We start from the raw sequence: 23,494 nt of genomic DNA, 5'->3' as shown, positions 1-23,494 counted from the left end.
CTGGAAAAGGTCATGTCTGCTCAGGTGCATCGCCCCGCGTCGCTCAGGTCGTCCGAAAGTGCCGCAACTATCCCATACAAATCATCACGCTGGAAGGTTTTGTTGAGGGGGTGTGAACGATTACGCAGCATTCGACCCTCGGCTACCGCTCTCCAGTTCAAATCCTGGAGCATGGGATTAGCCAGCAGCATCAGGAAAAACTGGTAGCATGAAACTCATCCTTTGGAAGGCGAAAAACCGAGGGAAGCTCAGGCTTGTTGTCTCCGGCTTTTTAGCAAGTTTGGGCCTTCTGAAAAGGCGTTCTTAACCAGGAGTCAATCCCTATGAACTTGACCGTCGAACAAATCGCTGAAGAAGCACTCACCCTGCCGAGCGAAGCACGAGCTTTGCTCGCCGACCGCCTAGTGGAAAGCCTTGATCCGGCAGAAGATGGCTACATTCAACAACTCTGGGCTGCCGAGGCGCGCCGCCGCCGAGACGACGTCCGCGCCGGACGAGTGCAAACTATCCCCGGCGATGAAGCATTGGAGCGAGTCCGTCGGATGTTTGGTCAATGAAATATGAGTTCCACCCCGAGGCCCTCGCGGAGTACGAAGAGGCTGCCAAGTATTATGCGGGTTGTCAGGCGGGTTTGGAGATCCGCTTCATGGCGGCGGTTGAACACACTGTTCGGCAGATTCTCGAAGCCCCCGAACGTTGGCGTATCCTGGAGGAAGATATTCGGCGGTGTCTCACACGTGTGTTTCCTTACGCCGTGCTCTACACCGTCGAAGCGGACTTCGTGCTGATTGTTGCAGTCATGCACTGCCACCGTGAACCCGGCTACTGGCGTCACCGTGTTTCCGGGCGCGCCTAACTTAGCGTTCCAGCGGACTCCGCTACGCTCCGCCGCTGAACTCAAACGATAGGTCTCGTCGTTCGCTCGCTCGCGCCTGGCAGCTCGGCCCGCTCGCGACGATTTCTTCACAAGCTCTCAGCCGTTCCTGATTCGCTGGCGCGACCTATCCCACTACTCTAGCGCCAGCCACGCATCAGCGCGATGCCGTGTCCGCCGTGGCGCCTCGCCGTTTCGAGCATCTCCGGCTGCAAGCCGCCCAGCGCATAGACCGGCAACGGCGAGCGTTCAATGAGCCGCGCGAACGCTGGCCAGCCGATGCCGGCTGCTCCGGGGTGGCTGGCCGTCGGCAGCAAGGGGCCGAGGACGACGAAATCGAGTCCCAGTTCGGCGGCGCGAGCCAGGTCCGCAGGGCCGTGGCACGAGGCGGCGACGCAAGCAAAATCCGGGCGCCGTTCGATCTGCCAGAGTCGCTGCGACGAAAGGTGAACGCCCCCGGCGCCGACCCTGCGGGCGAGTTCCTGGTCGTCGTTGATCAGCACCATCACCTGCTCATGCCTGGCCGCCAGCGCCATGACCTGGCGCGCAAAGGCGTGGCGTTGCGTTGGCGGCAGCGTTTTGTCGCGCACCTGGAACAGGCGCAATCCGTTGGCCAGGGCGTTCTGCAGTCGCGCCAGTTCGACCGCCACGCCGGACTCCTCGGCATTGCTCAGTGCGTATAGCGACGGCAGCGCGAGCGCGCGCAGGATCGGATCGTTGGCCGGCAGGATCGGTGCGACGCTCGCTGCCACGCCGGACTGCAACCAGATCAGGCCGCTGTGCTCGATCGCCGCCAGCTCGCCGTGCCACCTATTGACACGAAAGAAGCGCAGGCGCACCGTCGCGTGCGGATAGCTGAATTCGCAACAGACCCACGGCCAGGCCTGCTCGACGGTGATGCCGAGTTCTTCCTGCAGTTCACGAACCAGCGCCGCGCGCGCCGTCTCGCCAGGTTCGACCTTGCCGCCCGGGAATTCCCAGTAGCCGGCATAGACCTTTCCGGGCGGGCGTTGCGCAAGCAGAAACTCGGGCGCCGCCGGATCGCCGCGCAGCATCACTGCCGCCGCCACTTCGGTCACCTGGGTCATGAGGCGCCTCGAATCGCCGCTCGGCAGTTCACGCGACGTTCCGCGAGCGCTTGCGTGCGGTCGTTGGCGAGGTGGCCGGCACGCCGCGCGGCCGCTTCTGGCGACCTGGCGCAGCAAGTTGCCGGCCGGCCCAGTCCCTGGCGAACTGCCAGGCGACGCGCCCGCTGCGCGAACCGCGTTCGAGCGCCCAGTTGAGCGCATCGCGCTCGGCACGGACGATTTCGTCGCGGGCACAGCCAAAGGACTGCAGCCAATGCGCCACGATGTTGAGATAGGCCTCCTGGTCGAAAGGGTAAAAGGAAATCCACAGGCCGAAGCGCTCGGACAGCGAAATCTTTTCCTCGACCGCTTCGCCGGGATGAATTTCCTCACCGACGCGCCGACTCTCCAGGTTCTCGGCGAAATACTCGGGCATCAGATGCCGCCGGTTCGAGGTAGCGTAGATCAGCACATTTTCGGGCGCCGCGGCGATCGAACCGTCGAGAACGACCTTCAGCGCCTTGTAGCGTGCATCGCCGGAGTCAAAGGAAAGATCGTCGCAGAAGATGATGAAGCGCTCCGGGCGTCCATCGATCAGTTCGACGATGTCCGGCAGGTCGGTCAGGTCGCCCTTTTCCACCTCGATCACGCGCAGTCCTTGCGCGGCGTATTCGTTGAGCAGCGCCTTGATCAGCGACGACTTGCCCGATCCGCGCGCACCGGTAAGCAGCACATTGTTGGCCGGCTGGCCGGCGACGAAGTGGCGCGTGTTGGCGTCGATGCGCGCTTTCTGCTCGTCGATGTCCTGCAGATCGCCAAGCCGGATCGTGGGCAGGCGCGTGATCGGTTGCAGATAAGCAACGCCACGGCGGGTTCGCCAGCGGAAAGCGCAGGCTGCAGCCCAGTCCGGAAACGGGGAGGTCGGCGGCAGCAAGGGCTCGAGACGATCGAGGAACTGTTCAGCGCGAACGAGGAAGTGTGCAATTTTCTGGAAAGAGTCGATCATCGGAGCGCGGACAGTATACTTCGAAGGTTGACGGACCCGACACTCTAGCCAAACCATGCACAAAAGCCAATCCTGCTGTTTCCTCGTCGTCTTCGCTGTCCTGCTTGCGGTATTGCTCAACGCCTGTGCGACGCCAGCGCCGAGCAGCGCCTGTGCCGCGCCCCCTGCTTGCCCGGCCTGTCCACCCTGCGCTGCGGCCGGATCAACGGCCTCCGCCCAACCGGCCGCTGCCAGGCCGCTACAGGCCGCGCGCTGGAGCGACCTGCCGGGCTGGAACGACGATGACCTCGCAGCCGCCTGGCCGGCCTTCCTGCAATCCTGCCGGGCCCTCGCCAAGCGGCCGCAGTGGCCGCAATGGCAGGTGGTCTGTGACGAGGCACGGAGTCTGAACGGATCGGCGACGGCCAGCATCCGCCGCTTCTTCGAGTCGCGTTTCCAGCCCTGGCTATTGACCAATCCCGACGCCACGACGAGCGGGCTGATCACCGGCTACTACGAACCGCTGCTGCACGGCGCGCGGACGCGTGCCAAGCCCTTTCTGCAGCCGGTGCTCGGCGTGCCGCCCGACCTGCTGACCATCGACCTCGGCGCGGTCCTGCCGGATCTCAAGAGCCTGCGCCTGCGCGGCCGTTTGCAAGGCAACAGGGTGGTTCCCTATTTTTCCCGTGCGGAAATCACCGCTCAGGAAAAGGACCACCCCGACCGCGTCCTGCTTTATGTCGACGACCCCGTCGAACTGTTCTTTCTGCAGGTGCAGGGCTCCGGGCGGATCAAGCTGCCCGATGGCCAAACGGTTCGCCTGGCTTACGCCGACCAGAATGGCCACCCCTATCAGTCGATCGGGCGGATACTCGTCGACCGCGGCGAGTTGAGCCTCGAACAGGCTTCGATGGCAGGCATCAAGCAATGGGCGCGAGCCAATCCGGGCCGGGTCAACGAGCTCTTGAACACCAACCCAAGTTATGTGTTCTTTCGCGAACAACCCGCCACGGGCAATGACGGCCCGACCGGCGCGCTCGGCGTCGCGCTGACCCCGGAGCGCAGCATCGCCGTCGACCCCCGCTACACGCCACTCGGCGCCCCGGTCTTCCTGGCCACCAGCCAGCCTGATTCGCCGACACCGCTGCGCCGTCTCGTGCTGGCGCAGGATACCGGCGGCGCGATTCGCGGTGTCGTACGTGCCGATCTGTTCTGGGGCTTCGGGACGCAAGCCGGCCATCAGGCCGGCCGAATGAAACAGCCAGGGCAGATGTGGGTTCTCCTGCCGTTGAGCGCCGCACCAAAATAGGCCGAGCGTGGTGCAAACCAGTGCATGGACTCCTTTTTTGGTGCGTGAACGAGTCATAATGCACCACAACAGTGCGCCAAAAGAACCAAAAATGCGTGCAAGTCATTGAATCCAGGATAAGCTGAGCCTGGAACAGAATTTGCTTGATGGCTTCGACCCGATATTCCGGAGGAACCATGGAAGTACTCAAGTCTGGTAGTGACGTTCTGTTCATTTTGCTCGGTGGCATCATGGTACTGGCGATGCACTCGGGCTTTGCCTTTCTCGAACTGGGAACGGTACGCAAGAAGAGCCAGGTGAACGCGCTGGTCAAGATCCTGACCGATTTCTCGGTGTCGACGATCGCTTATTTCTTCATCGGCTTCAGCATCGCCTACGGCATCCACTTCTTCGCCGGCGCCGAAACGCTGCTGCAGAAGAATGGCTTCGAGCTGACGCGCTTCTTCTTCCTGCTGACCTTCGCGGCCGCGATCCCGGCGATCGTTTCGGGCGGCATCGCCGAGCGTGCCAAGTTCTACCCGCAACTGGCCGCGACCTTTCTGATCGTCGGCTTCATCTATCCCTTCTTCGAAGGCATTGCCTGGAACCAGGCCTTCGGCCTCCAGGCCTGGCTGAAAGCCCACTATGGAGAAGAATTCCACGACTTCGCAGGTTCCGTCGTGGTGCATGCGATGGGCGGCTGGATCGCCCTGCCAGCGGTGTTGCTGCTCGGCGCACGCTACGGGCGCTACACCAAGGAAGGGCGGATTTCCGCCCACCCGCCATCGTCGATTCCGTTCCTGGCGCTTGGCGCCTGGATTCTGACCGTCGGCTGGTTCGGCTTCAACGTCATGAGCGCGCAGACGATCGACAAGATCTCCGGACTGGTGGCGATGAACTCGTTGATGGCGATGGTCGGCGGCACGCTGGTGGCCATGGTCGCGGGCAGAAACGACCCCGGCTTCGTCCATAACGGTCCGCTCGCCGGTCTGGTCGCGGTCTGCGCCGGCTCCGACGTGATGCATCCGATCGGCGCACTGTTCGTCGGCAGTATCGCCGGCGGCCTGTTCGTGGTGATGTTCACGCTGACCCAGAACCGCTGGAAGATCGACGACGTCCTCGGCGTCTGGCCACTGCATGGTCTTTGTGGCGCCTGGGGCGGTCTCGCCGCCGGTATCTTCGGCAGCCGGGCGCTCGGCGGCGTCGGCGGCGTCGCCTTCATGCCGCAACTGCTGATGACCGGTCTGGCGATCGCCATTGCACTGGCCGGTAGCTGTCTGGTGTATGGCCTGCTGAAAGCCGTCGTCGGCCTGCGTCTCGATCAGGAACAGGAATACAACGGCGCCGATCTGTCGATCCACAAGATCACCGCGACCCCCGAACGCGAAACCAACTGGTAATCCCTGGCGGAGGGCGAAGGCGGAGGTTTCACCGAGCACCACTTCCGCAGCAGCCGGCCCGCGCTGTCGTGTAGGCCGGGGCAGAGCAGACGCCACTCGCCCGGGGGCCCCGGCAGGAGTCCAGTCCAAAATTTGCGGTCAATTCCCTCGGTCGGTTCGATGACAACCAGTTCGTGATGCTCTGGGCTGTTCCCGTGTGGCGGGGATCCGCGACGGTTCTCCGCGAGGTTGGTCGGCGCCAAAATTCCGCGCGGTATGCGCCTCGGGAACGCCGTCACGGGTGGGCGACGCCCGGCGCAGCGCACCTGAACGGCGCCCACCAGGCATGAGACCACGCCCGATCCTGGGCGCGACGACCCCACGCAAGCGCAACAGCGCCCGCGCTTGCCGGGCCAAGAACAGGAAAGGAGAAAAAATGAACGCGGCTTTCGCTACACCCGGAGAAATTCTCGCATTCTGGTTCGAAGAACTTCAGCCGCTGCAATGGTGGGCAAAATCGCCGCAGGTCGATCGCCAGATCTCGGATCGCTTTGCTGCGCTGCACGCAGCAGCAACGCGCTGCGAGCTGTACGCGTGGCGAACGCATGGCGACGGTCGGCTCGCCGAGATCATCGTCCTCGACCAGTTCTCACGCAACATTCATCGCGGTCGCGCCGCAGCATTCGCTGCCGACGGCATGGCGCTCGCACTCGCGCAGGAAGCCGTTTCCCTGGGAGTCGACGATTCACTGCCCATCGAACGGCGCGCCTTCCTTTACCTGCCGTACATGCACAGCGAGTCGGCAGCAATCCACGCAATCGCCGTACGCCTGTTCTCGGCGCCAGGACTTGCAGACCACCTGGCTTTCGAGTTGCGGCACCAGACGATCATCGAACGCTTCGGCCGCTACCCGCACCGCAATGCGACGCTTGGCCGCCCGTCGACACCAGAAGAAATGGCGTTCCTGCAGATGCCAGGATCATCGTTCTGAGTTTCTACCGCAGCCACCGCTTGATTACCTGTTCCCTTTCCAGAGCCACCCTCGCGCGCGCCAGCCCGTTCCAGTGGGGGCGCAACCCCCATAGCGGCAGCCACGCATTCCCAATTTCCTGCCAGGCCACGGTGAACTCGGTCGTGTGTGCCGGGTTCGCAGTCACTGCGGTGAGTCTCTCCTGTATCTTCTTGTGGTAGCCATCGGTTGCCATCTGATCTGCATCATCGAACAGTGGCGGGTTCATCCCCTTGCCGGCAAGCAGCTCCGCGTTCTGCGCCAGAAGCCTCTCAAGGTGTTGGTTCCGAACACGCTGCGCACGATCACTTCGCGCTCCAGCCTCTTGGCAAACTGGACGGGAGTCAGGCCTGCTCGACCGGCGGCGCAACCTTGAAAACTTCGGCAAGGGTGGTCACCCCGGCAGCAACCTTCATCGCTCCGGAAATGCGCAGGGGCTTCATGCCTTCCCGGTAAGCCAGGTCACGAATCTTGGCGATGTCCTTGTTTTCACTGATCGCCAGCTTGATGTCCTGTGACAGGAGCAGAATTTCGTACAGCCCGACACGCCCGAGGTAACCGGTCATTCGGCATTCGAGACAACCGACCGGTCGGTAGAAGCGCGCCGGACGATTCGATTTCCAGGGTGCGACCAGTTGATCCCACATCTTTTCCTCGACCGGGCTGGCCTGATGCACCTGCTTGCAATGCGGGCAGAGGATGCGTACCAGGCGCTGTGCCATGACGCCGAGGACCGTCGCGCCGAGCAGATACGAGGGAACGCCGAGGTCGAGCAGGCGCGTGATCGCTGCCGGGGCATCGTTGGTATGCAAGGTCGACAGCACGAGATGGCCGGTCAGGGCGGCCTGGATCGCCACTTCGGCGGTTTCCAGATCGCGAATTTCTCCGATCATGATGATGTCCGGGTCCTGACGCATGAGCGCGCGCACGCCTTGCGCGAAACCGAGGTCGATGACGTTCTGCACCTGCATCTGGTTGAACGCCGGTTCGACCATCTCGATCGGATCTTCGATGGTACACACGTTGACGGCCGGAATGGCGAGCTGCTTCAGTGTCGAATAGAGTGTCGTGGTCTTACCGGAACCGGTGGGACCGGTCACCAGGATGATTCCGTTCGGCCTTTCCGACATCTCCTTCCAGCGCATCTGGTCATCGTCGGTGAAGCCAAGGTCGGCAAAACTGCGGACCAGGACATCCGGATCGAAAATCCGCATCACCAACTTCTCGCCGAAAGCGGTGGGCAGCGTCGACAGACGCAGTTCGGCTTCCAGGCCATCCGCAGTGCGCGTCTTGATGCGGCCATCCTGCGGGCGCCGTTTCTCGACCACGTCCATGCGGCCGAGAATCTTGACGCGGTTGACCATCGCCGCCATGACGCTCATCGGGATCTGGTACACCTGATGCAGAACGCCGTCGATCCGGAAACGCACGATACCGATTTCGCGCCGGGGCTCGATATGGATGTCGCTGGCGCGTTGGTCAAAGGCATACTGCCAGAGCCAGTCGACAATGTTGACGATATGCTGGTCATTGGCGTCAAACTGGCGATTGGTGCGGCCGAGTTCGACCAACTGCTCGAATGAAGACAGGTTGCCGGTGGGTCCGCCGAGCTGGGCGGCTTTCTTGACCGAACGCGCGAGATTGTAGAACTCGACCAGATAGCGCGCGACATCGACCGGGTTGGCCATCACCCGGCGGATTTCCTTCTTGACGATCGCCTTGATCTCCTTTTCCCAGTCCCGCAGGAAAGGCTCGGTCGTCGCCACCACGATTTCACGCGTTGTCACCTGAATCGGCAGCATGCCATAGCGCGTTGCATAGGCACTCGACATGACCTCCGTCACCGCCGTGAAATCGACCTTCAGCGGGTCGATGTGCTGGTACTCGAGGCCAACCCTGTGCGCCAGCCACTCGCCGAGTTCTTCGAGAGTCAATGGCCGATGCGGCTCTTTCTGTGTCTTCCACTTCTGATCGGCAATGATCACCAGAGGATGCGCCGCCAAACGCTTGAGGCGACTCTCCTTGACCAGATTATCGGCGTCGGGCGCGCTGACCAAGCCATCCTCAAGCAAGCCCTTGAGGACTTCTGCCAGCGTCAGGCGATGTTCATGTACGGTGTTGACCGCAACTTGGGACGCTTGGGACATTTCAGTGTTCCCTGTGGATGTTCGAGCATCGGGCACTATACCGGACAGAGCCCATGTGGCTCAATGCCGGCAGCCGGACGGTGTATGAGATCGGTACGGATTCGTTCCGGTCCGGGACGCCGGCTCAGCCGGCCCTCCCCTTCGCAGCCAACCGACGCGCCGAGCAAATGGGCCAGGGCATCGGCACGCGCCGGGCCGGCGACCGCCGTGACCGTTAATTTCCTGACAGCGTGCCAAGCCCCGCTGCCCGCCAGACCGCAAGTTTGCGTTCAAAAGCCAGGGTATACGCCGGGCTGGTCGAAGGCAGGACGCAGGTTTCATAGCCCTGTTGCTGAAACCAGCCGGCACATCTGCCAGCGGTCTGGCCGTTGAAGCAGACACGCTGCAGGGCCGGCGCATCGCGACGCAATCGTGCAAAATCGTTGAGCACCGGCGACTGGATCGCTGCGTCGAGCGCACCCTCGCGCAGGCACTGGCGATAGACATCCCAGACTCCGATGCCATGCTTGAGCAGACACCGCTGCTTGTCGGCGTAATCGAGTTCGGGCAATGGCTCGACGAGCAGGGCGCCAAGCAGGCGCCAGAACTGGTTCTGGCGGTGCGCATAGTAATGCGCTGCCGCCAGCGAGGCCGGCGAAGGGAAACTGCCGAGAATCAGGCTCCTCACGCCGGCATCGAGAATCGGCGGCAGACCGTGCAGCAGCGCCGGCCCACCGCCGGCGATCAACGGCCGCTGCCGAGCGAGAGCGCGAGCATCAGGTCGTTGATGCGCTTGACGAAACCCGCCGGGTCCTCGAGCGACCCGCCTTCAGCGAGCGTCGCCTGCTCAAGCAGCAGATTGGCCCAGTCGTCAAAACGGGCCTCTTCGTATTTCAGGCGCTGTACCGCCGGATGCTTCGGGTTGATTTCCAGGATCGGCTTGCTCGCCGGCGCCTGCTGGCCGGCAGCCTTGAGGATGCGCTGCAGATTGCCGCCGAGGTCGTACTGATCGGCCACCAGGCACGAAGGCGAATCGGTCAGGCGATGCGTGGCGCGAACGTCCTTGACCTTGTCGCCCAGGGTCGTCTTGATCTTTCCGAGCAGTTCCTTGTACTCGTCGGCCGCCTTCTCGGCCTCTTCCTTCTCGGCCATATCCTCGAGCTTGCCGAGATCGAGCCCGCCCTTGGCCACCGATTGCAGCGGCTTGCCGTCGAACTCGGTCAGATGACCGGTGACCCATTCATCGACGCGGTCGGAGAGCAGCAGCACTTCGATGCCCTTCTTGCGGAAAATCTCGAGGTGCGGGCTGTTTCTGGCGGCGGTGAAGGTCTCCGCGGTGACGTAGTAGATCTTCTCCTGGCCATCCTTCATCCGCGACACGTAAGCGGCGAGCGAGACATTCTCGTCCGGCGTATCGGCATGTGTCGAGGCAAAGCGTAGCAGTTTGGCAACGCGATCCTTGTTGGTGAAATCCTCGCCGACACCTTCCTTGAGCACGCGGCCGAATTCCTTCCAGAATTTTGCGTACTTTTCCTTGTCAGCCTCCTCTTCACTGTCGGCAAGGCTTTCAAGCAGACCGAGGACCTTCTTCACGCAGCCACCACGAATGCTCTCGATGTCGCGTGACTGTTGCAGGATTTCACGCGAGACGTTGAGCGGCAGATCGTTGGAGTCGACGATCCCGCGCACGAAGCGCAGATAAAGCGGCATCAGTTGCTCGGCGTCGTCCATGATGAAGACGCGACGCACATAGAGCTTGATGCCGTGGCGGGCGGTGCGCTCGAAGAGGTCGAAGGGTGCGCGCGACGGGATGTACAGGAGTTGTGTGTATTCCTGCTTGCCTTCGACACGGGCGTGCACATGCGCCAGCGGATCTTCGAAATCATGCGCGACATGCTTGTAGAACTCCTTGTACTGCTCGTCGCCAATCTCCGATTTGGGACGAGTCCACAAGGCTGAAGCCTGGTTCACGGTTTCGTCTTCGTCGGTGATGACCTGCGCCTTCTTTTCCTCGTTCCATTCTTCCTTCTTCATCACGATCGGCAAGGTGATGTGGTCGGAATACTTGCGGATGATCTCGCGCACTTTCCAGTTCGATAGAAACTCATCCTCGCCTTCGCGCAGGTGCAGGGTCACTTCAGTACCGCGTTGCGCCCGTTCGATCACCTCGATCGTGAAATCGCCCTCACCCGACGATTCCCACCGGATCGCCTGATTGGCTTCGAGGCCGGCACGGCGGGAAAGCACCGTCACCTTGTCGGCAACAATATACGACGAATAGAAACCGACACCGAACTGGCCGATCAGATGCGCATCCTTGGCCTGATCGCCGGTCAGTGCCGCAAAGAACTCGCGCGTTCCCGATTTGGCGATCGTTCCGAGGTGCTCTACCGCTTCTTCTCGCGACAGACCGATGCCGTTGTCGGAGATGCTGAGCGTCCGCGCGTCCTTGTCAACAGCGACACGGATCTTCAGATCGCTGTCGTCACCGTACAGGCCGGCATTGTTCAAGGCCTCGAAGCGCAGTCTGTCGCAGGCGTCGGAAGCGTTGGAGATCAGTTCGCGCAGAAAGATCTCCTTGTTGCTGTACAACGAATGAATCATCAAATTCAGCAGTTGTTTGACTTCGGCCTGAAAACCGAGGGTTTCCTTCTGTGCACCCATGCGAGACTCCGTGAAAAACGTTGAAAAAAGAATGGCCGCGCCAGACCGGCGCAATGCAGCCGCAAGTGGGGACAAAGTTTGCGATTTCAAGCCCTGGCGGCAAGATCGCCGGCGTCGCCAGGATCGCTCAGTCGATGCTCAGATACTCGACACAGAGCACTTCGACCTCGCGCCAGCCGGCCGGGCTCTGAAAACGAACCGTATCGCCCGCCCGTGACTTGAGCAGCGCGCGCGCCAATGGCGACACCCAGCTGATGCGTCCGCGCGCGAAGTCGGTCTCGTCCACGCCGACGATTTGGTAGGTACTTTCAAGTCCCTGCGGGTCACAGAGGGTCACCGTCGCACCAAAGAAAACCTGATCACTGTTCGCCCGCGTCAGCGGATCGACAATCTCAGCGAGATCGAGGCGTTTGGTCAGAAAGCGGATGCGCCGATCGATCTCGCGCAGCCGCCGCTTGCCATAAATGTAGTCGGCGTTCTCGGAGCGGTCACCGTTCGCTGCCGCCCATTGCACGACGGACACGACCTGCGGGCGCTCGACGCGCAACAACTGCTCAAGCTCCGCACGGATGCGCGCGTGCCCGCCCGGGGTAATGTAGTTGCGAGTCCCTTCCGGCAACTGCCGTATGGGATCAGTAGCCGATATTGAAAGCGGCGACATCGATGCGCACGGTATCGCGCCCCAGGGCCAGTGCTGTGTAACGGGCAAAACGGGTCGCCCAGTCCTTGCCGTCGATGAAGCGCTGCTCACCGCCGTACCGGGCAACATTGAGAATCTTGTCGATGATCAATACCTTGCCCATCGGATTGCTGGGTTCGCATTCAAGGTCGGCAAATTCCTTGTCAAACCAGCGGCGTGCTTCTTCGGGAGAACCGACGGCCAGTTCGGTATGGGAGAACTTGAACTCGTACTGTCTCTCCCGCCCAAACGAAACGATAATGTGGTAAACCATCTGCCTCCTCCCGGCGGTGTCTCAAAGTTACCAATGCATCCTCTATTCTATTCGCAAAAGCACTCCAGGCTGCAAGTCCCAAGCGTGCATGGCAAGTTATTGAGGGCGGCAATCAATCGCGCCGCCGTTGTTTTTTGTCGTTGGCGCGCCTACCATAGCCTCCGGGTCAAGCCTTTTCGCCGCCGCCATCTCGCAGTCGTGATCGCCCGGCAAATGCGCGGAACCTGACTCACCGTCGTTTCTGGCATGCTCGTCCACTGGGCGCGGCAAGCCTTGACCGGTTCATCCGACTCACCACCCGGGGATATCGCCAATCATGCTGACCGAAGAACAGATCACTGCAAACCGCGTCACCCTGCAAGAATTACGGATCGAACATCACGATCTCGGCCAGGTGATCGATCACCTGACGCAGAACCCGCCACCCGACGACATCCTGGTCCGACGTCTCAAGAAACGCAAGCTGCTGCTCAAGGACCGCATTGCGCTTCTCGAGCACCTGATCGAGCCGGAAGACCGAGCCTGATCCGGCGACCCGCCATGCTGACAAGACGCGTATGCAACTGACCGTCGCTGGCCACCGCTGCTGCCTGAGCACTGGCGGCCGGCCATTCGACCCGGCGTGCTCGCGCTGGCTGCCGCTGCTGCTGATCCACGGGGCCGCCAATGATCGCGACGCCTGGCAGCAGGTCGCCGGCGGTCTGGCCGCTGCCGGCTGCGCGGTGCTCGTTCCCGACCTGCCTGGGCACGGCCTCTCCAGCGGACCACCCTTGCGCAGCATCGAGGCACTCGCCGACTGGCTGGTGCGACTGCTCGATGCCGCCGCTGTCGAACAGGCGATTCTGGTTGGGCATTCGATGGGCTCGCTGATTGCACTCGAGTGCGCCGCGCGCCATCCGCAACGTGTGCACCGGCTGGCGCTGCTCGGTACCTCAGCACCGATGCCGGTGGCCGAGGTCTTGCTCAGCTGCGCCGCAGCTCATCCCGACAGCGTCCTTCGAATGATGAACGAGTATTCGCTGACCCAACGGTTCCAACTTACCGGCGGTACCGGTCACGGCATCTGGGGACCCGGCGTGACGCTGGCAATCATGCGCCGAAGCCCGCCGGGCACGCTGGCGATTGATCTCGCCAACTGCAACCACTATGTGCGCGGCCTCGAGGCCGCCGCCAGAGTCGCTTGCCCGACCCTGTTGCTGGTCGCGTGCCGCGACCGCATGACGCCACGCCGCAACCTGCCGGCGCTGCAATCGGCTCTGCGCCAGGTGCTGCGCGCCGAGATTCCCGACTGCGGACACGCCATGATGAACGAACAGCCGCAAGCAGTCGTCGAGCACCTCCTGAACTTCCTCGTCAGCCCGGCGAACGCCGCCGGCCAGGCCCGCTAGCGCGGCTCCGCGCCCGAGCGCGCCAGCACGACGACTGCGGCGAGGATGATCGCACCCCCGGCGATCTGCCAACCGCCGATTGCCTCGCCAAGGAAGATCGCGGCCAGAATCACCGTAACCACCGGTTCCAGCGTCGACAGCGTCGCCGCATCGGCCGCACCCAGCCGCGCCATGCCGGCAAAGAAGGTGATCATCGCCACCACCGTCGAGAACAGCGCGATACCGCCGACGGCCGCCCAGGCCACCGGCGATACGGGGAAAGCCGCGCCGCGCGCCAGCACGACCAGCCCGAACACCCACGCCGCCGCAAGCATGATCACCGTTGCCGACGGCATCGCCCCGACCAGCGGCGTGACGCGCTCGCCAACCAGGATATAGACCGAGTAGATCAACGCCGCCCCGATTCCAAGCAGAATGCCAGGAACACTGCCGGCAAGGCTGCCACCCACAGCAAGACCGGTACCGAACAGCGCCGCCACCACCGCCAACAGGCGCAGCGGCGACAGTCGCCGCCGCACCAGCAGCGCCGACAGCACGGTGACGATCGCCGGATAGAGGTAAAGCAGCAGTGCCGTCAGGCTGGCCGTTGCATACTGCAGGGCGGCGAAGTAGCAGAACGACTGGGCGACGTAGCCAACCCCACCCATCGCCACCAGCAGCAGCAGATTACGGCCGCTTGGCCACACCATCCCGCGTACGCGCATCAGCAAGGCCATCATCAGACCAGCCAGCGCGAAACGCAGGAACAACATGCTTGGCAAATCGACACTCTCGGCGTAAGCCAGCTTGGCAAAGATCGGCATGGCTCCGAAACCAGCCGCCGAAGCGACGATACAGACGAAACCGCCAAGACGCGTGCCTGTGCCGGGAACAGGTGGAACCATCAGAGGAACTCGGAAACGATGCCGCCGTGGCAGCGCGGGTGAAAGAATCCGGACAGTCTGCAAAGCCTGCCGGTACTGCGGAAGAGGTATGATGACATAAGCCTTGCCGGGAACCTATACTCAAATCAGACGACAGGCTGCAATCGCCGGCTCGTCCGCGCCGAGTGCAGGGTGTGTTCGATTGCCGCCCGCGGTGGATCATCCTGCGCCACCAGTACCGTTCTTGGGAGATCGTGATGTCCGAAAATACGCATCCACCGGCACCGGGTCCGGCAACGCTGCCCTGGCAAGCGCCACAGCAGCGGCGACATTTCACGGCGCCGTGGCGGACACTCCTGTCCGCCCTGTTCTTTGCCACTCATGCCGTCGAAGCCGCCGACATGGACTACAACCGTGCGCGAACGCGCATGGTCGCAGAACAGTTGAGGACGCGCGGCATCAGCCATCCCGAGGTGCTCAAGGCGATGGCCACGGTGCCACGACATGAGTTCGTTCCGGCCAGACTCAGGCGCTACGCGTACGATGACCGGCCACTGCCGATCGGCTATGCCCAGACCATCTCACAGCCCTACGTGGTTGCCTTCATGACCGAGAAACTGGGACCGCAAGCGACCGACCGGGTGCTGGAAATCGGCACTGGCTCGGGTTACCAGGCGGCTATCCTGGCGGGTCTGGTGCGTGCCGTGTACAGCATCGAAATCGTCGAGCCGCTCGCCATCCGGGCGCAGGCCGATCTGGCCAGACTCGGCTACGGCAATGTCAGCGTGCGGCACGGCGATGGTTACCTGGGTTGGCCGGAAGCGGCACCTTTCGACGCCATCATCGTCACCTGCGCCCCCGATCACGTGCCGCAGCCGCTGATCGACCAGCTCAGGGAAGGCGGTCGCATGATCATTCCGGTCGGAGAACTCGAGGATCAGAACCTGTATCTGCTGCGGAAACGGGGACAGACGCTGCAGCGCGAAGCCATCCTGCCGGTGCGCTTCGTACCAATGACCGGCACCGCCAGCCGCCGCTAGCAGCCTGGCACGGTTGCGAAAAACGATTCGATCAACCCGGCCAGCATTTCCGGCCGATCGTGCTGCACGTTGTGCCCGCAATCGTCAATGCGGGCGACGCTTCCCTTCGCGAAGCAGTTCATTCGTCGTTGCAGCTCGTCGGGAGACTTGCCGAAGCGCTGCTGCACATAGCCTTCGTCGGCCGTCACCAGCAGGACGGGGGCAGTCATCGCCCGCCAGCAGGCCATGACTTCCTCGATCCGGTAGAGGTGGGGCGAGGGAATCTTGTGCCAGGGGTCGCAAGCAACGACATACTGCCCGTCGGGCAGCTCGGTTGCGCAATGCGTCGCCAGAAACGCGGCCCGCTCGGGGAGGAGGCGCGGGTTGAACTGCAGCAGTCGCGCAGCAAGCTGCTCGCGGCTGGCGTAGGCGCGCAGCTTCGGTGTCCCGCGCGCATGGTCGAGCCATGCGCGGATGCGGCCGGGCGCTTCGTCGATTGCGTTTGGCTGCAGGCCCAGGAAATCGACCATCAGCAGGCCGGCGATCCGATCCGGCCGGGCACCGCCGTAGATGCTCGCCACCCCACCACCCATGCTGTGGCCGACGATGCGTGCCGGCGCACCGGGGCTATAACGATCAAGCAGCGCATCGAGGTCAGCGTAGTAATCGGCGAACCAATAGCGGCGGTTCAGCCATTCGCTTTGCCCATAGCCACGCCAGTCCGGCGCCACCACATGCCACGCGTGACGGAGCGCATCGACCGTGAACTGAAAGCTGGCCGAAGAATCCATCCAGCCATGCAGCATCAGCAGCAGCGGCGCATCGTCCGGACCCCAATGGCGCACGTTGTAAGCGAGGCGATTGATCACCACCCGCTCGCAGCGGAAAGGAGTCAGTGTCTGCACCCGTTGATCCACTCGGGTAAGGTGGAAACCTTCAAGATCTTCGTGCCCCTTCCGCAAGAGAGAAAAGTCGGTTTCCGTGAACCCTCCCCACGACGGCGTCGAGCGCCCTTCATGCGAGTTCGCGCAGCCGCCCGACGGCTTCTTCGACGCGCCGCACGGCGATCACTTCGATGCCGCTGATCGCCTGCCTCGACTGGTTGGCCTCGGGAATCAGCGCACGCGTGAAGCCGAGCTTGGCGGCCTCCCGGAGGCGTTCCTGACCACGCGGCGCCGGGCGAATTTCGCCGGCCAGGCCGACTTCTCCAAACACCACGAGTTTGGCTGGCAAGGCGCGGTTTTGCAGTGACGAGACGATCGCCAGCAGCACCGCGAGGTCGGCGGCGGGTTCACTGATCTTGACGCCGCCGACGGCATTGACGAAAACGTCCTGATCGAAGCAGACGATGCCGGCATGGCGGTGCAGGACCGCCAGCAGCATCGCCAGTCGCTGCGCGTCGAGCCCGACCGTCAGGCGGCGCGGGTTGCCGTGCGCCTGATCGACCAGCGCCTGAATCTCGACCAGCAGCGGTCGCGTGCCTTCCTGGGTGACCAGCACGCAGGAGCCGGGAACATCGCTGCCGTGCGGCGACAGAAAGATCGCCGAAGGGTTGCTCACCCCCTTCAGTCCGCGGTCGGTCATGGCAAAGACGCCGATTTCGTTGACCGCCCCGTAGCGGTTCTTGACCGCCCGGATCAGACGAAAACTCGAGTGCGTGTCGCCCTCGAAGTAAAGAACGGTGTCGACGATGTGTTCGAGGACGCGTGGCCCGGCCAGCGCGCCCTCCTTGGTGACGTGGCCGACCAGGATCACCGTGATGCCGGTCTGTTTGGCCAGGCGGGTGAGCTGCGCCGCGCATTCGCGCACCTGCGCGACCGACCCCGGCGCCGAACTGAGCTGCTCCGACCACAGCGTCTGGATCGAATCGATCACTGCCACCTGCGGCTGCGCCGACTGCAGCGTGGCGAGGATCTTCTCAAGATGGATTTCCGCCAGCAGTTGCAGTTTGCCCGTGTCGAGCGCCAGCCGCCGTGCGCGCATCGCCACCTGCTGGCCGGACTCCTCACCGCTGACATAGAGCACCGGCTGTGTCGTCGACAGGGCCGCCAGCGCCTGCAACAAGAGCGTGCTCTTGCCGATTCCCGGATCGCCGCCGATCAGCACGACGCCTCCGCTGACCAGTCCGCCCCCGAGCGCCCGATCGAACTCGCCAATGCCGGTCGGCAGCCGATCCTCTTCGCGCGCTTCGATTTCGGAAAGCGTCTGCAATCCGGCGGTACCGCCGAGCGCGGCAAAACGCCGCTGGCTGCCGGTGGCCACCGGTACTTCGACCATCGTCTCGACCAGCGTATTCCAGACCCCGCAAGCGGGGCACTGGCCTTGCCACTTGCTGTTGCCGGCACCGCACTCGCTGCAGGTGAAAACGGTTTTTGGCGTGTTCCCCGGCCGCGCCATGCTCAGGTTTCGACCACCGGAACGCGCCGTGCCAGCGCACAGAACAGCTCGTAGCTGATGGTCTGTGCAGCTGCCGCCACCGCGTCGGCCGGCAGACCCTCGCCCCAGAGGACCACCGGGCTGCCGACGTCGGCGCCCGGCAGATCGGTCAGGTCGCAGGCGAGCATGTCCATCGACACTCGACCGAGTGTCTGTGTCTGCTGACCGGCAACGAGAATCGGCGTGCCGCTGGGCGCATGGCGTGGATAACCGTCGGCGTAACCGCAGGCGACGACGCCGACGCGCGTCGGCCGCGGCGCGACAAAAGTGCCGCCGTAACCGACGCGCTCGCCGATGCCGATTTCCTGCACCGCCAGAATCCGGCTGTGCAGCGTCATCACCGGCTTGAGGTCGAGGCTCGCGGCGTCCTGATCGGCGAACGGGCTGCCGCCATAGAGCATGATCCCCGGCCGTACCCAGGCATACGCGGTCTGCGGGTAACGCAGGATGGCAGCCGAGTTGGCCACCGAGACCGGCAGGCTCGCGGCCTCCGGCCAATCGGCCAGCATGCGGGCAAAGCGTTCGAGCTGCCAGTTGATGCAGCGCTCACCGCCGACCGCGTCGGCTTCGGCAAAGTGCGTCATCAGGGTCACCGGGGCAGGCGCCGTCGCCGCCGCCAGCGCCGCCAGTTCGCGGCGCGCGGCCGGAATCTGCCCGCCGGACAGGCCGAGGCGATGCATGCCGCTGTCGAGCTTGAGATAGATCGGCAGGGGGACCGGCAGGGCGGCATGGCGCAGCATCTGCAACTGTTCGAGGTGATGAATGACCACACTCAGCCCATACGTCGCACAGATTTCCAGATCGGCCGCAGCAAAGAAACCTTCGAGCAGGAGAATCGGCTGACGGATACCGGCCTCGCGCAGGCTGATCGCCTCATCGAGGTCGAGCAGGGCGAATCCGTCGGCGACCTCGCCGAGCGCTGTCGCCGCACGCAGCAGGCCATGCCCGTAGGCATTGGCCTTGACCACCGCCCAGGCCCTGGCCGCACCGGCATGCCTTTTCGCGACCCGGTAATTGTGACGCAACGCCGCCAGATCGATGCGGGCTTCAATCGGGCGCGGCATCAGGCAGACAGCTCGCGCAGCTTGTTCCTGGCGAAGTCGACGAAGGTGAGGACCACTCTGGAGCGGAAGCGCTCTTTCGGATAAACCAGCGACAAGGTACGCTTCAGTCGCGGTCGCAGCGGCACGGCGACGAGTGTTCCGAGTTGCCGTTCCTTCTCGAAACTCGCCCGCGACACGATCGAGTAGCCCAGACCGGTCGCCACTACGCCCTTCAAGGATTCCGGACTCGACAACTCCATCAGCATCCTGAGTTTCTCGGGATCGACGCCACAAGCCCGAAAATAGTCGTCGGTGACTTCGCGGGTGCCCGAACCCGCTTCACGCGCGATGTAGTCGTATCCCAGCAGGCTGCGTGCATCGATCTCGCTACGCTTGGACAGGGGGTGACTGGGCGTGCACACCACCTGCAGTTCATCATCGCCACAGATTTCGCACTGCAGGCTGGCATGGTGAGTGTTTGATTCGATCAGGCCGATGTCGAGGGTATGGGCGGCAATGGCATTGCTGATCGCTTCCGAGTTGGCAACGGTCAGCCGCGCACGCACTTGCGGATAACGGACGTTGAATTCGCCCAGGATCGGTGGCAGCATGAACTCGGCAATCGTCGTGCTCGCCCCGACCAGCAGACTGCCGCTCATCTGCCCGGTCATCTCGGCGACACGCACGTCGAGCTCCTTGGTCAGTCCCAGGATGCGCTCCGCGTAGTCGAGCACCAAGTCTCCGGCCGGCGTCAGCGAGATTCGCCCGCCGCCGCGCTCGAACAGACGGGTGTTGAAATGTTCTTCGAGTTGCTTGATCTGAAAGGTCACGGCCGGTTGCGTCATGTACAGCGTCTCGCCAGCCTTGGTAAAGGAAAGGTGTCTGGCCACCGCTTGAAATACCTGTAGTCGACGATCAGCCACCAGCCATCTCTCCTTTTTCCTTTAAACCAGATTCAAACACAAAACAGCCCGGCGAGCCAGATCTGTGCCGGTGCAATGCACAGCGCCCGGCCGCCGGTGCGGCTAACAAGTTGGCGTCTTTCATGGTATAAGGCCAACACCCAACCCACAGGGCATCATACTATCCAATGCCTTTCGGCTTTTACATCATCATGGCTGCGCAGTTCTTTTCAGCGCTGGCCGACAATGCCCTGCTCATCGTTGCCATCTCGCTCCTGCGCGAAATGCACGCGCCGAGCGAGTACGAGCCGCTGCTCAAGACCTTCTTCACCGTCTCCTATGTCGCTCTGGCGGCTTTTGTGGGAGGGTTTGCCGACTCCATGCCGAAGTGGCGGGTCATGTTCATCAGCAACGGAATCAAGATCTTCGGCTGCGCGATGATGTACTGGGATGCCCACCCCTTGCTGGCCTACGCGGTCGTCGGTCTTGGGGCGGCCGCCTACTCACCGGCCAAGTATGGCATCCTCACGGAATACCTGCCGCACCGTCTGCTGGTGGTCGCCAATGGCTGGATCGAGGGTCTGACGGTCGGGGCGATCATTCTCGGCGTCGTCGTCGGCGGCACCCTGATCCAGCCGGAGGTCGCCTATCATCTGCTCAGCCTCGATTTTCCGGTCATCGATACCGGCGTCGATACCATCGGCGAAATGTCGCTCTGCTTTGTCGCTGCCCTCTACCTGCTCGCGGCACTGTTCAACCTCCATATTCCCGATACCGGCGTCGATCACCGCGTACTGCACAAGAACCCCTGGTATCTGCTGCGCGAGTTCAATCATTGCCTGGCACTGCTCTGGCGTGACCGCCTGGGCCAGGTGTCGCTGGCGGTGACCACCCTGTTCTGGGGCGCCGGTGCCACCCTCCAGTTCATCGTCATCAAATGGGCCGAAACCGCGCTCGGCCTCGGTCTCTCGAAGTCGAGCATGCTGCAGGGCGTGGTCGCCGTCGGCGTGGCACTGGGTGCCGCCGGCGCGGCGAGAATGATTACCCTGCGCAAGTCGGTGCGCGTGATTCCGCTCGGCATCGCCATGGGGATCATCGTGCTGGTGATGAACTTTGTCCATCACCTGTGGCTCGCCATTCCCCTGCTGGTCCTGATCGGCGCGCTCTCCGGCTTCTTCGTGGTGCCGATGAATGCGCTATTGCAGCACCGCGGCCATATCCTGATGGGTGCCGGACACTCGATTGCCGTTCAGAACTTCAACGAGAACCTGTCGATCCTGGCGATGACCGGTCTTTATTTCCTGATGATGCGCGCCAACATCTCGATCTACCTGGTGATTACCCTGTTCGGCATGTTCGTCAGTGGCGCGATGTGGCTCGTCAAGGGCCGCCATGAAGCCAATCAGGAAATCCGGGATGACGTGAGCCAGCTCGACGACAGCGCACTCTGAACTGGCCCGGGCCATTCCCGGCTGATTGAACCAAGGGCAAAAACCGCTATACTGCGCATATTTCATGCACAGAAAGTGCCGATCATGTCCAAAATCACCATTGACCGTTACGATCTTGCATTGCTTGATGCGTTACAGCGCAAGGGCAACGCCACCAACGCAACGCTCGGTGAGCAGATCCGTCTCTCTGCGTCACAGATCAGTCGCCGCATCCAGCGGCTCGAGGAAGATGGCATCATCGCCGGATATGTTGCGCTGCTTGCCCCCACGGCGCTGGGCCTGGGAGTCACCGCTTTTGCCCAGGTGATCCTCGAACGGCACAACGATGCGGCCAGCGGGGCCTTTGAAAACGCCATCGCGGCCATGCCGGAAGTCGTTGACTGCTTCTCTGTCAGTGGCGACGCGGACTACATGCTGCGTATCGTGGTTCCCGATCTGGCGGTGTTTTCCCAGTTGATGATGAAGCGCCTGCTGTGTCTACCTGGCGTTGCCCGCATCAAGACCAGCATTGCCCTGCAGACAGTCAAACAGACGCATGTCCTGCCTCTCGACCATCTCACCCAGCCGAGCAAGTCACGCCCGCGCGTGCGCTATGCCGAAAGCTGATTCCTCCCCCCTCCCGCCTGCATCAGAGGGAAGGTGCGTGCGTCGCAGGCGCGACTTCCACGTTAAAGCACCAGCGGGGCATTGGGTAGCTCGTTGGATTTTTCGCCTGTGGCAGCGAAGTGTTCAGCCAGTGCGGCGGTGATCGTGCGCAATGCAAGCAGCGTACCGCCCTCGAAATCCTTGCTCCGGAAAGCGCTTTCCATTTGGCGGCAGACACCGTCCCAGAATGCCTGCCCAACGCAGGCGTTGATGCCGCGATCCGCGACGATTTCCACACGCCGATCGATCCACTGCAGATAAATCAGCACGCCGCTATTTTCCTCGGTGTCCCAGACCCGTAACTGCGAAAACAGTTCGATCGCCCGCGCCCGTGCCGACTGACCGCGCCACAGACCGGACAGGGGCAGATTGGCCTCGACCACCACGCGCAACTCGCCACGATGCATCGATTCCGAGGCAGCAACCGCCCGCTCGATTCGCTGCAACGATGCAGCGGGAAGCGCACGCAACACCCACCAGTGCGGCAGCACCAGATGACGAAAAATTCTCTGCAATCGCATCACCAGTCTCCCGAAGCACCGCCGCCGCCGAAGCTGCCGCCGCCCCCTGAAAACCCGCCGGAGCCACGCCCGCCGCCACCGCCCCAGGAAATGCCGCCGGATGACCAGCCGCTGCCTCCCCGCATGCCGAGAAACAGCGAAACGATGGCGGCCACTACACCCAGGACGGCGGCGATCAGCAGCGACGAGATCAGCATCGCAGCGATCACCCCGGCGGCGACACCCACCATGCCGGCCGCCAGAAAACGTCCAAAAATGGCTCGCAGGACGCCGCCAACCACAAAGACCAGGACGAAGCCGATCAACAGCAGCATCTCGAAATGATCGTCCACATCGGCACGCCGAGCGCCATCGACCGGTGCTGCCGGTGGCAGCGCTTCGCCGGCGATTACCTGCATCATCGCGGCGACCCCGGCATCGATGCCGCCGTAGAAATCGCCCTTCTTGAAACGCGGGCTGATCGTCTCGCTGATGATTCGCTTCGCGGTCGCATCGTTGAGTGCTCCTTCCAGACCGTAGCCCACCTCGATGCGAAGTTTCCGATCATTCTTGGCAATCAGCAGCAGCGCGCCGTCATCGACACCGCGGCGACCCAGTTTCCAGGACTCGACGACGCGCAGCGCGTATTGCTCGATGCTTTCCGGCTGGACCGTCGGAACGATCAACACGGCAATCTGCGATCCCCTGGCGTTCTCGAAAGCAGCCAACCTGGCGTCGATCCGCTGACGCTGATCGACGCCAAGCGTACGGGTCAGGTCGGTCACCCGCGCCGCCAGCGGGGGAATCGCCTGTGGTTCGTCGGCACGGGCAAAACCTGCACCGACCAGCAGCAATAGGCCCAACAGCCAGGCGGCAAGACGGGCCGGAAGGCTTGACACGGC

Annotated in this window: 25 protein-coding genes; 10 read left to right on the top strand and 15 right to left on the bottom strand. The window is 62.9% G+C overall.

Annotation, left to right across the window (positions count from 1 at the left end; all coding sequences use genetic code 11):
* Positions 1–323 precede the first annotated feature (323 nt).
* Positions 324–557 (top strand): addiction module protein, encoded by a 234-nt coding sequence (locus V5B39_RS04955; protein WP_332341813.1) that lies wholly within the window; start codon positions 324–326, stop codon positions 555–557.
* On the top strand, positions 554–856 hold the full coding sequence (locus V5B39_RS04950; RefSeq protein ID WP_332341812.1) for a type II toxin-antitoxin system RelE/ParE family toxin: 303 nt from the start codon (positions 554–556) through the stop codon (positions 854–856). Before V5B39_RS04955 ends, V5B39_RS04950 begins: the two co-directional genes overlap by 4 nt.
* A 158-nt stretch (positions 857–1,014) precedes the next feature.
* Here the strand turns inward: V5B39_RS04950 and V5B39_RS04945 are convergent, their stop codons facing one another.
* Together V5B39_RS04945 and V5B39_RS04940 are read right to left on the bottom strand one after the other, a co-directional pair.
* Positions 1,015–1,962: a Nudix family hydrolase gene (locus V5B39_RS04945; RefSeq protein WP_332341811.1), complete on the bottom strand. Its 948-nt coding sequence runs from the start codon at positions 1,960–1,962 to the stop codon at positions 1,015–1,017.
* A gap of 28 nt (positions 1,963–1,990) precedes the next feature.
* Complete coding sequence (locus V5B39_RS04940; RefSeq protein WP_332341810.1) at positions 1,991–2,947, bottom strand: ATP-binding protein; 957 nt, start codon at positions 2,945–2,947, stop codon at positions 1,991–1,993.
* Between the two features lie 55 nt (positions 2,948–3,002).
* Here V5B39_RS04940 and mltA point away from each other — a divergent pair, with 55 nt between their 5' ends.
* The 3 genes from mltA (at position 3,003) to V5B39_RS04925 (ending at position 6,584) form a co-directional block, all read left to right on the top strand.
* A complete protein-coding gene (mltA, locus tag V5B39_RS04935; RefSeq protein ID WP_332341809.1) occupies positions 3,003–4,235 on the top strand; it encodes a murein transglycosylase A in 1,233 nt (410 codons plus the stop codon).
* Between the two features lie 176 nt (positions 4,236–4,411).
* Positions 4,412–5,614 carry an ammonium transporter gene (locus tag V5B39_RS04930; RefSeq protein ID WP_332341808.1) on the top strand — a complete coding sequence of 401 codons (1,203 nt, stop codon included), beginning with the start codon at positions 4,412–4,414 and terminating at the stop codon, positions 5,612–5,614.
* Positions 5,615–6,029: 415 nt separating this feature from the next.
* Complete coding sequence (locus V5B39_RS04925; RefSeq protein WP_332341807.1) at positions 6,030–6,584, top strand: DUF924 family protein; 555 nt, start codon at positions 6,030–6,032, stop codon at positions 6,582–6,584.
* 4 nt (positions 6,585–6,588) lie between these two features.
* Here V5B39_RS04925 and V5B39_RS04920 read toward each other — a convergent pair whose 3' ends face one another.
* The 6 genes from V5B39_RS04920 to V5B39_RS04895 all read right to left on the bottom strand — a co-directional run bounded on the left by V5B39_RS04920 (position 6,589) and on the right by V5B39_RS04895 (position 12,345).
* Positions 6,589–6,831, bottom strand: a complete 243-nt coding sequence (locus tag V5B39_RS04920) for a hypothetical protein (RefSeq protein ID WP_332341806.1) — start codon at positions 6,829–6,831, stop codon at positions 6,589–6,591.
* Positions 6,832–6,946: 115 nt separating this feature from the next.
* On the bottom strand, positions 6,947–8,749 hold the full coding sequence (locus V5B39_RS04915) for a GspE/PulE family protein (protein ID WP_332341805.1): 1,803 nt from the start codon (positions 8,747–8,749) through the stop codon (positions 6,947–6,949).
* 214 nt (positions 8,750–8,963) lie between these two features.
* A complete protein-coding gene (locus V5B39_RS04910) occupies positions 8,964–9,452 on the bottom strand; it encodes a DNA-deoxyinosine glycosylase (protein ID WP_332341817.1) in 489 nt (162 codons plus the stop codon).
* A 20-nt stretch (positions 9,453–9,472) separates the two neighbouring features.
* On the bottom strand, positions 9,473–11,392 hold the full coding sequence (gene htpG / locus V5B39_RS04905) for a molecular chaperone HtpG (protein WP_332341804.1): 1,920 nt from the start codon (positions 11,390–11,392) through the stop codon (positions 9,473–9,475).
* A gap of 127 nt (positions 11,393–11,519) precedes the next feature.
* Positions 11,520–12,053, bottom strand: a complete 534-nt coding sequence (gene greB / locus V5B39_RS04900; protein WP_332341803.1) for a transcription elongation factor GreB — start codon at positions 12,051–12,053, stop codon at positions 11,520–11,522.
* Positions 12,025–12,345 (bottom strand): hypothetical protein, encoded by a 321-nt coding sequence (locus tag V5B39_RS04895; protein WP_169070627.1) that lies wholly within the window; start codon positions 12,343–12,345, stop codon positions 12,025–12,027. Before V5B39_RS04895 ends, greB begins: the two co-directional genes overlap by 29 nt.
* A gap of 316 nt (positions 12,346–12,661) precedes the next feature.
* On the opposite strand from V5B39_RS04895, the gene V5B39_RS04890 reads away from it, so the two are divergent.
* Positions 12,662–12,871, top strand: a complete 210-nt coding sequence (locus V5B39_RS04890; RefSeq protein ID WP_332341802.1) for a DUF465 domain-containing protein — start codon at positions 12,662–12,664, stop codon at positions 12,869–12,871.
* Between the two features lie 31 nt (positions 12,872–12,902).
* On the top strand, positions 12,903–13,733 hold the full coding sequence (locus tag V5B39_RS04885; protein WP_332341801.1) for an alpha/beta fold hydrolase: 831 nt from the start codon (positions 12,903–12,905) through the stop codon (positions 13,731–13,733).
* On the opposite strand, the gene V5B39_RS04880 is transcribed toward V5B39_RS04885, so the two are convergent.
* A complete protein-coding gene (locus V5B39_RS04880) occupies positions 13,730–14,617 on the bottom strand; it encodes a DMT family transporter (protein ID WP_332341800.1) in 888 nt (295 codons plus the stop codon). The genes V5B39_RS04885 and V5B39_RS04880 overlap by 4 nt on opposite strands.
* Positions 14,618–14,853: 236 nt before the next feature.
* Between V5B39_RS04880 and V5B39_RS04875 the strand changes: the two genes are divergently transcribed.
* Positions 14,854–15,636, top strand: a complete 783-nt coding sequence (locus tag V5B39_RS04875; protein WP_332341799.1) for a protein-L-isoaspartate(D-aspartate) O-methyltransferase — start codon at positions 14,854–14,856, stop codon at positions 15,634–15,636.
* Here the strand turns inward: V5B39_RS04875 and V5B39_RS04870 are convergent.
* The 4 genes from V5B39_RS04870 to V5B39_RS04855 form a co-directional block, all read right to left on the bottom strand.
* The gene (locus V5B39_RS04870) at positions 15,633–16,520 is read right to left on the bottom strand and encodes an alpha/beta fold hydrolase (protein WP_332341798.1); all 888 of its coding nucleotides are present in this window, start codon (positions 16,518–16,520) and stop codon (positions 15,633–15,635) included. The genes V5B39_RS04875 and V5B39_RS04870 overlap by 4 nt on opposite strands.
* Before the next feature lie 109 nt (positions 16,521–16,629).
* Positions 16,630–18,012: a DNA repair protein RadA gene (gene radA / locus V5B39_RS04865; RefSeq protein WP_332341797.1), complete on the bottom strand. Its 1,383-nt coding sequence runs from the start codon at positions 18,010–18,012 to the stop codon at positions 16,630–16,632.
* A gap of 2 nt (positions 18,013–18,014) precedes the next feature.
* Complete coding sequence (alr, locus tag V5B39_RS04860) at positions 18,015–19,115, bottom strand: alanine racemase (RefSeq protein WP_332341796.1); 1,101 nt, start codon at positions 19,113–19,115, stop codon at positions 18,015–18,017.
* Positions 19,115–20,017: a LysR substrate-binding domain-containing protein gene (locus V5B39_RS04855; protein ID WP_332341795.1), complete on the bottom strand. Its 903-nt coding sequence runs from the start codon at positions 20,015–20,017 to the stop codon at positions 19,115–19,117. Before V5B39_RS04855 ends, alr begins: the two co-directional genes overlap by 1 nt.
* 167 nt (positions 20,018–20,184) lie before the next feature.
* Between V5B39_RS04855 and lplT the strand changes: the two genes are divergently transcribed.
* Both lplT and V5B39_RS04845 read left to right on the top strand, forming a co-directional pair.
* Positions 20,185–21,447 carry a lysophospholipid transporter LplT gene (gene lplT, locus V5B39_RS04850; protein WP_332341794.1) on the top strand — a complete coding sequence of 421 codons (1,263 nt, stop codon included), beginning with the start codon at positions 20,185–20,187 and terminating at the stop codon, positions 21,445–21,447.
* Between the two features lie 84 nt (positions 21,448–21,531).
* On the top strand, positions 21,532–22,053 hold the full coding sequence (locus tag V5B39_RS04845; RefSeq protein ID WP_332341793.1) for an Lrp/AsnC family transcriptional regulator: 522 nt from the start codon (positions 21,532–21,534) through the stop codon (positions 22,051–22,053).
* 62 nt (positions 22,054–22,115) lie between these two features.
* Here the strand turns inward: V5B39_RS04845 and V5B39_RS04840 are convergent, their stop codons facing one another.
* Positions 22,116–22,613: a TPM domain-containing protein gene (locus tag V5B39_RS04840; RefSeq protein ID WP_332341792.1), complete on the bottom strand. Its 498-nt coding sequence runs from the start codon at positions 22,611–22,613 to the stop codon at positions 22,116–22,118.
* On the bottom strand, positions 22,613–23,491 hold the full coding sequence (locus V5B39_RS04835; protein WP_332341791.1) for a TPM domain-containing protein: 879 nt from the start codon (positions 23,489–23,491) through the stop codon (positions 22,613–22,615). Before V5B39_RS04835 ends, V5B39_RS04840 begins: the two co-directional genes overlap by 1 nt.
* Positions 23,492–23,494 lie beyond the last annotated feature (3 nt).

Source organism: Accumulibacter sp. (assembly GCF_036625275.1).
GTDB lineage: Bacteria > Pseudomonadota > Gammaproteobacteria > Burkholderiales > Rhodocyclaceae > Accumulibacter.
The sequence above is the reverse complement of the archived record's forward strand: the minus strand, read 5'-3'. Positions and strand labels throughout refer to the sequence as shown.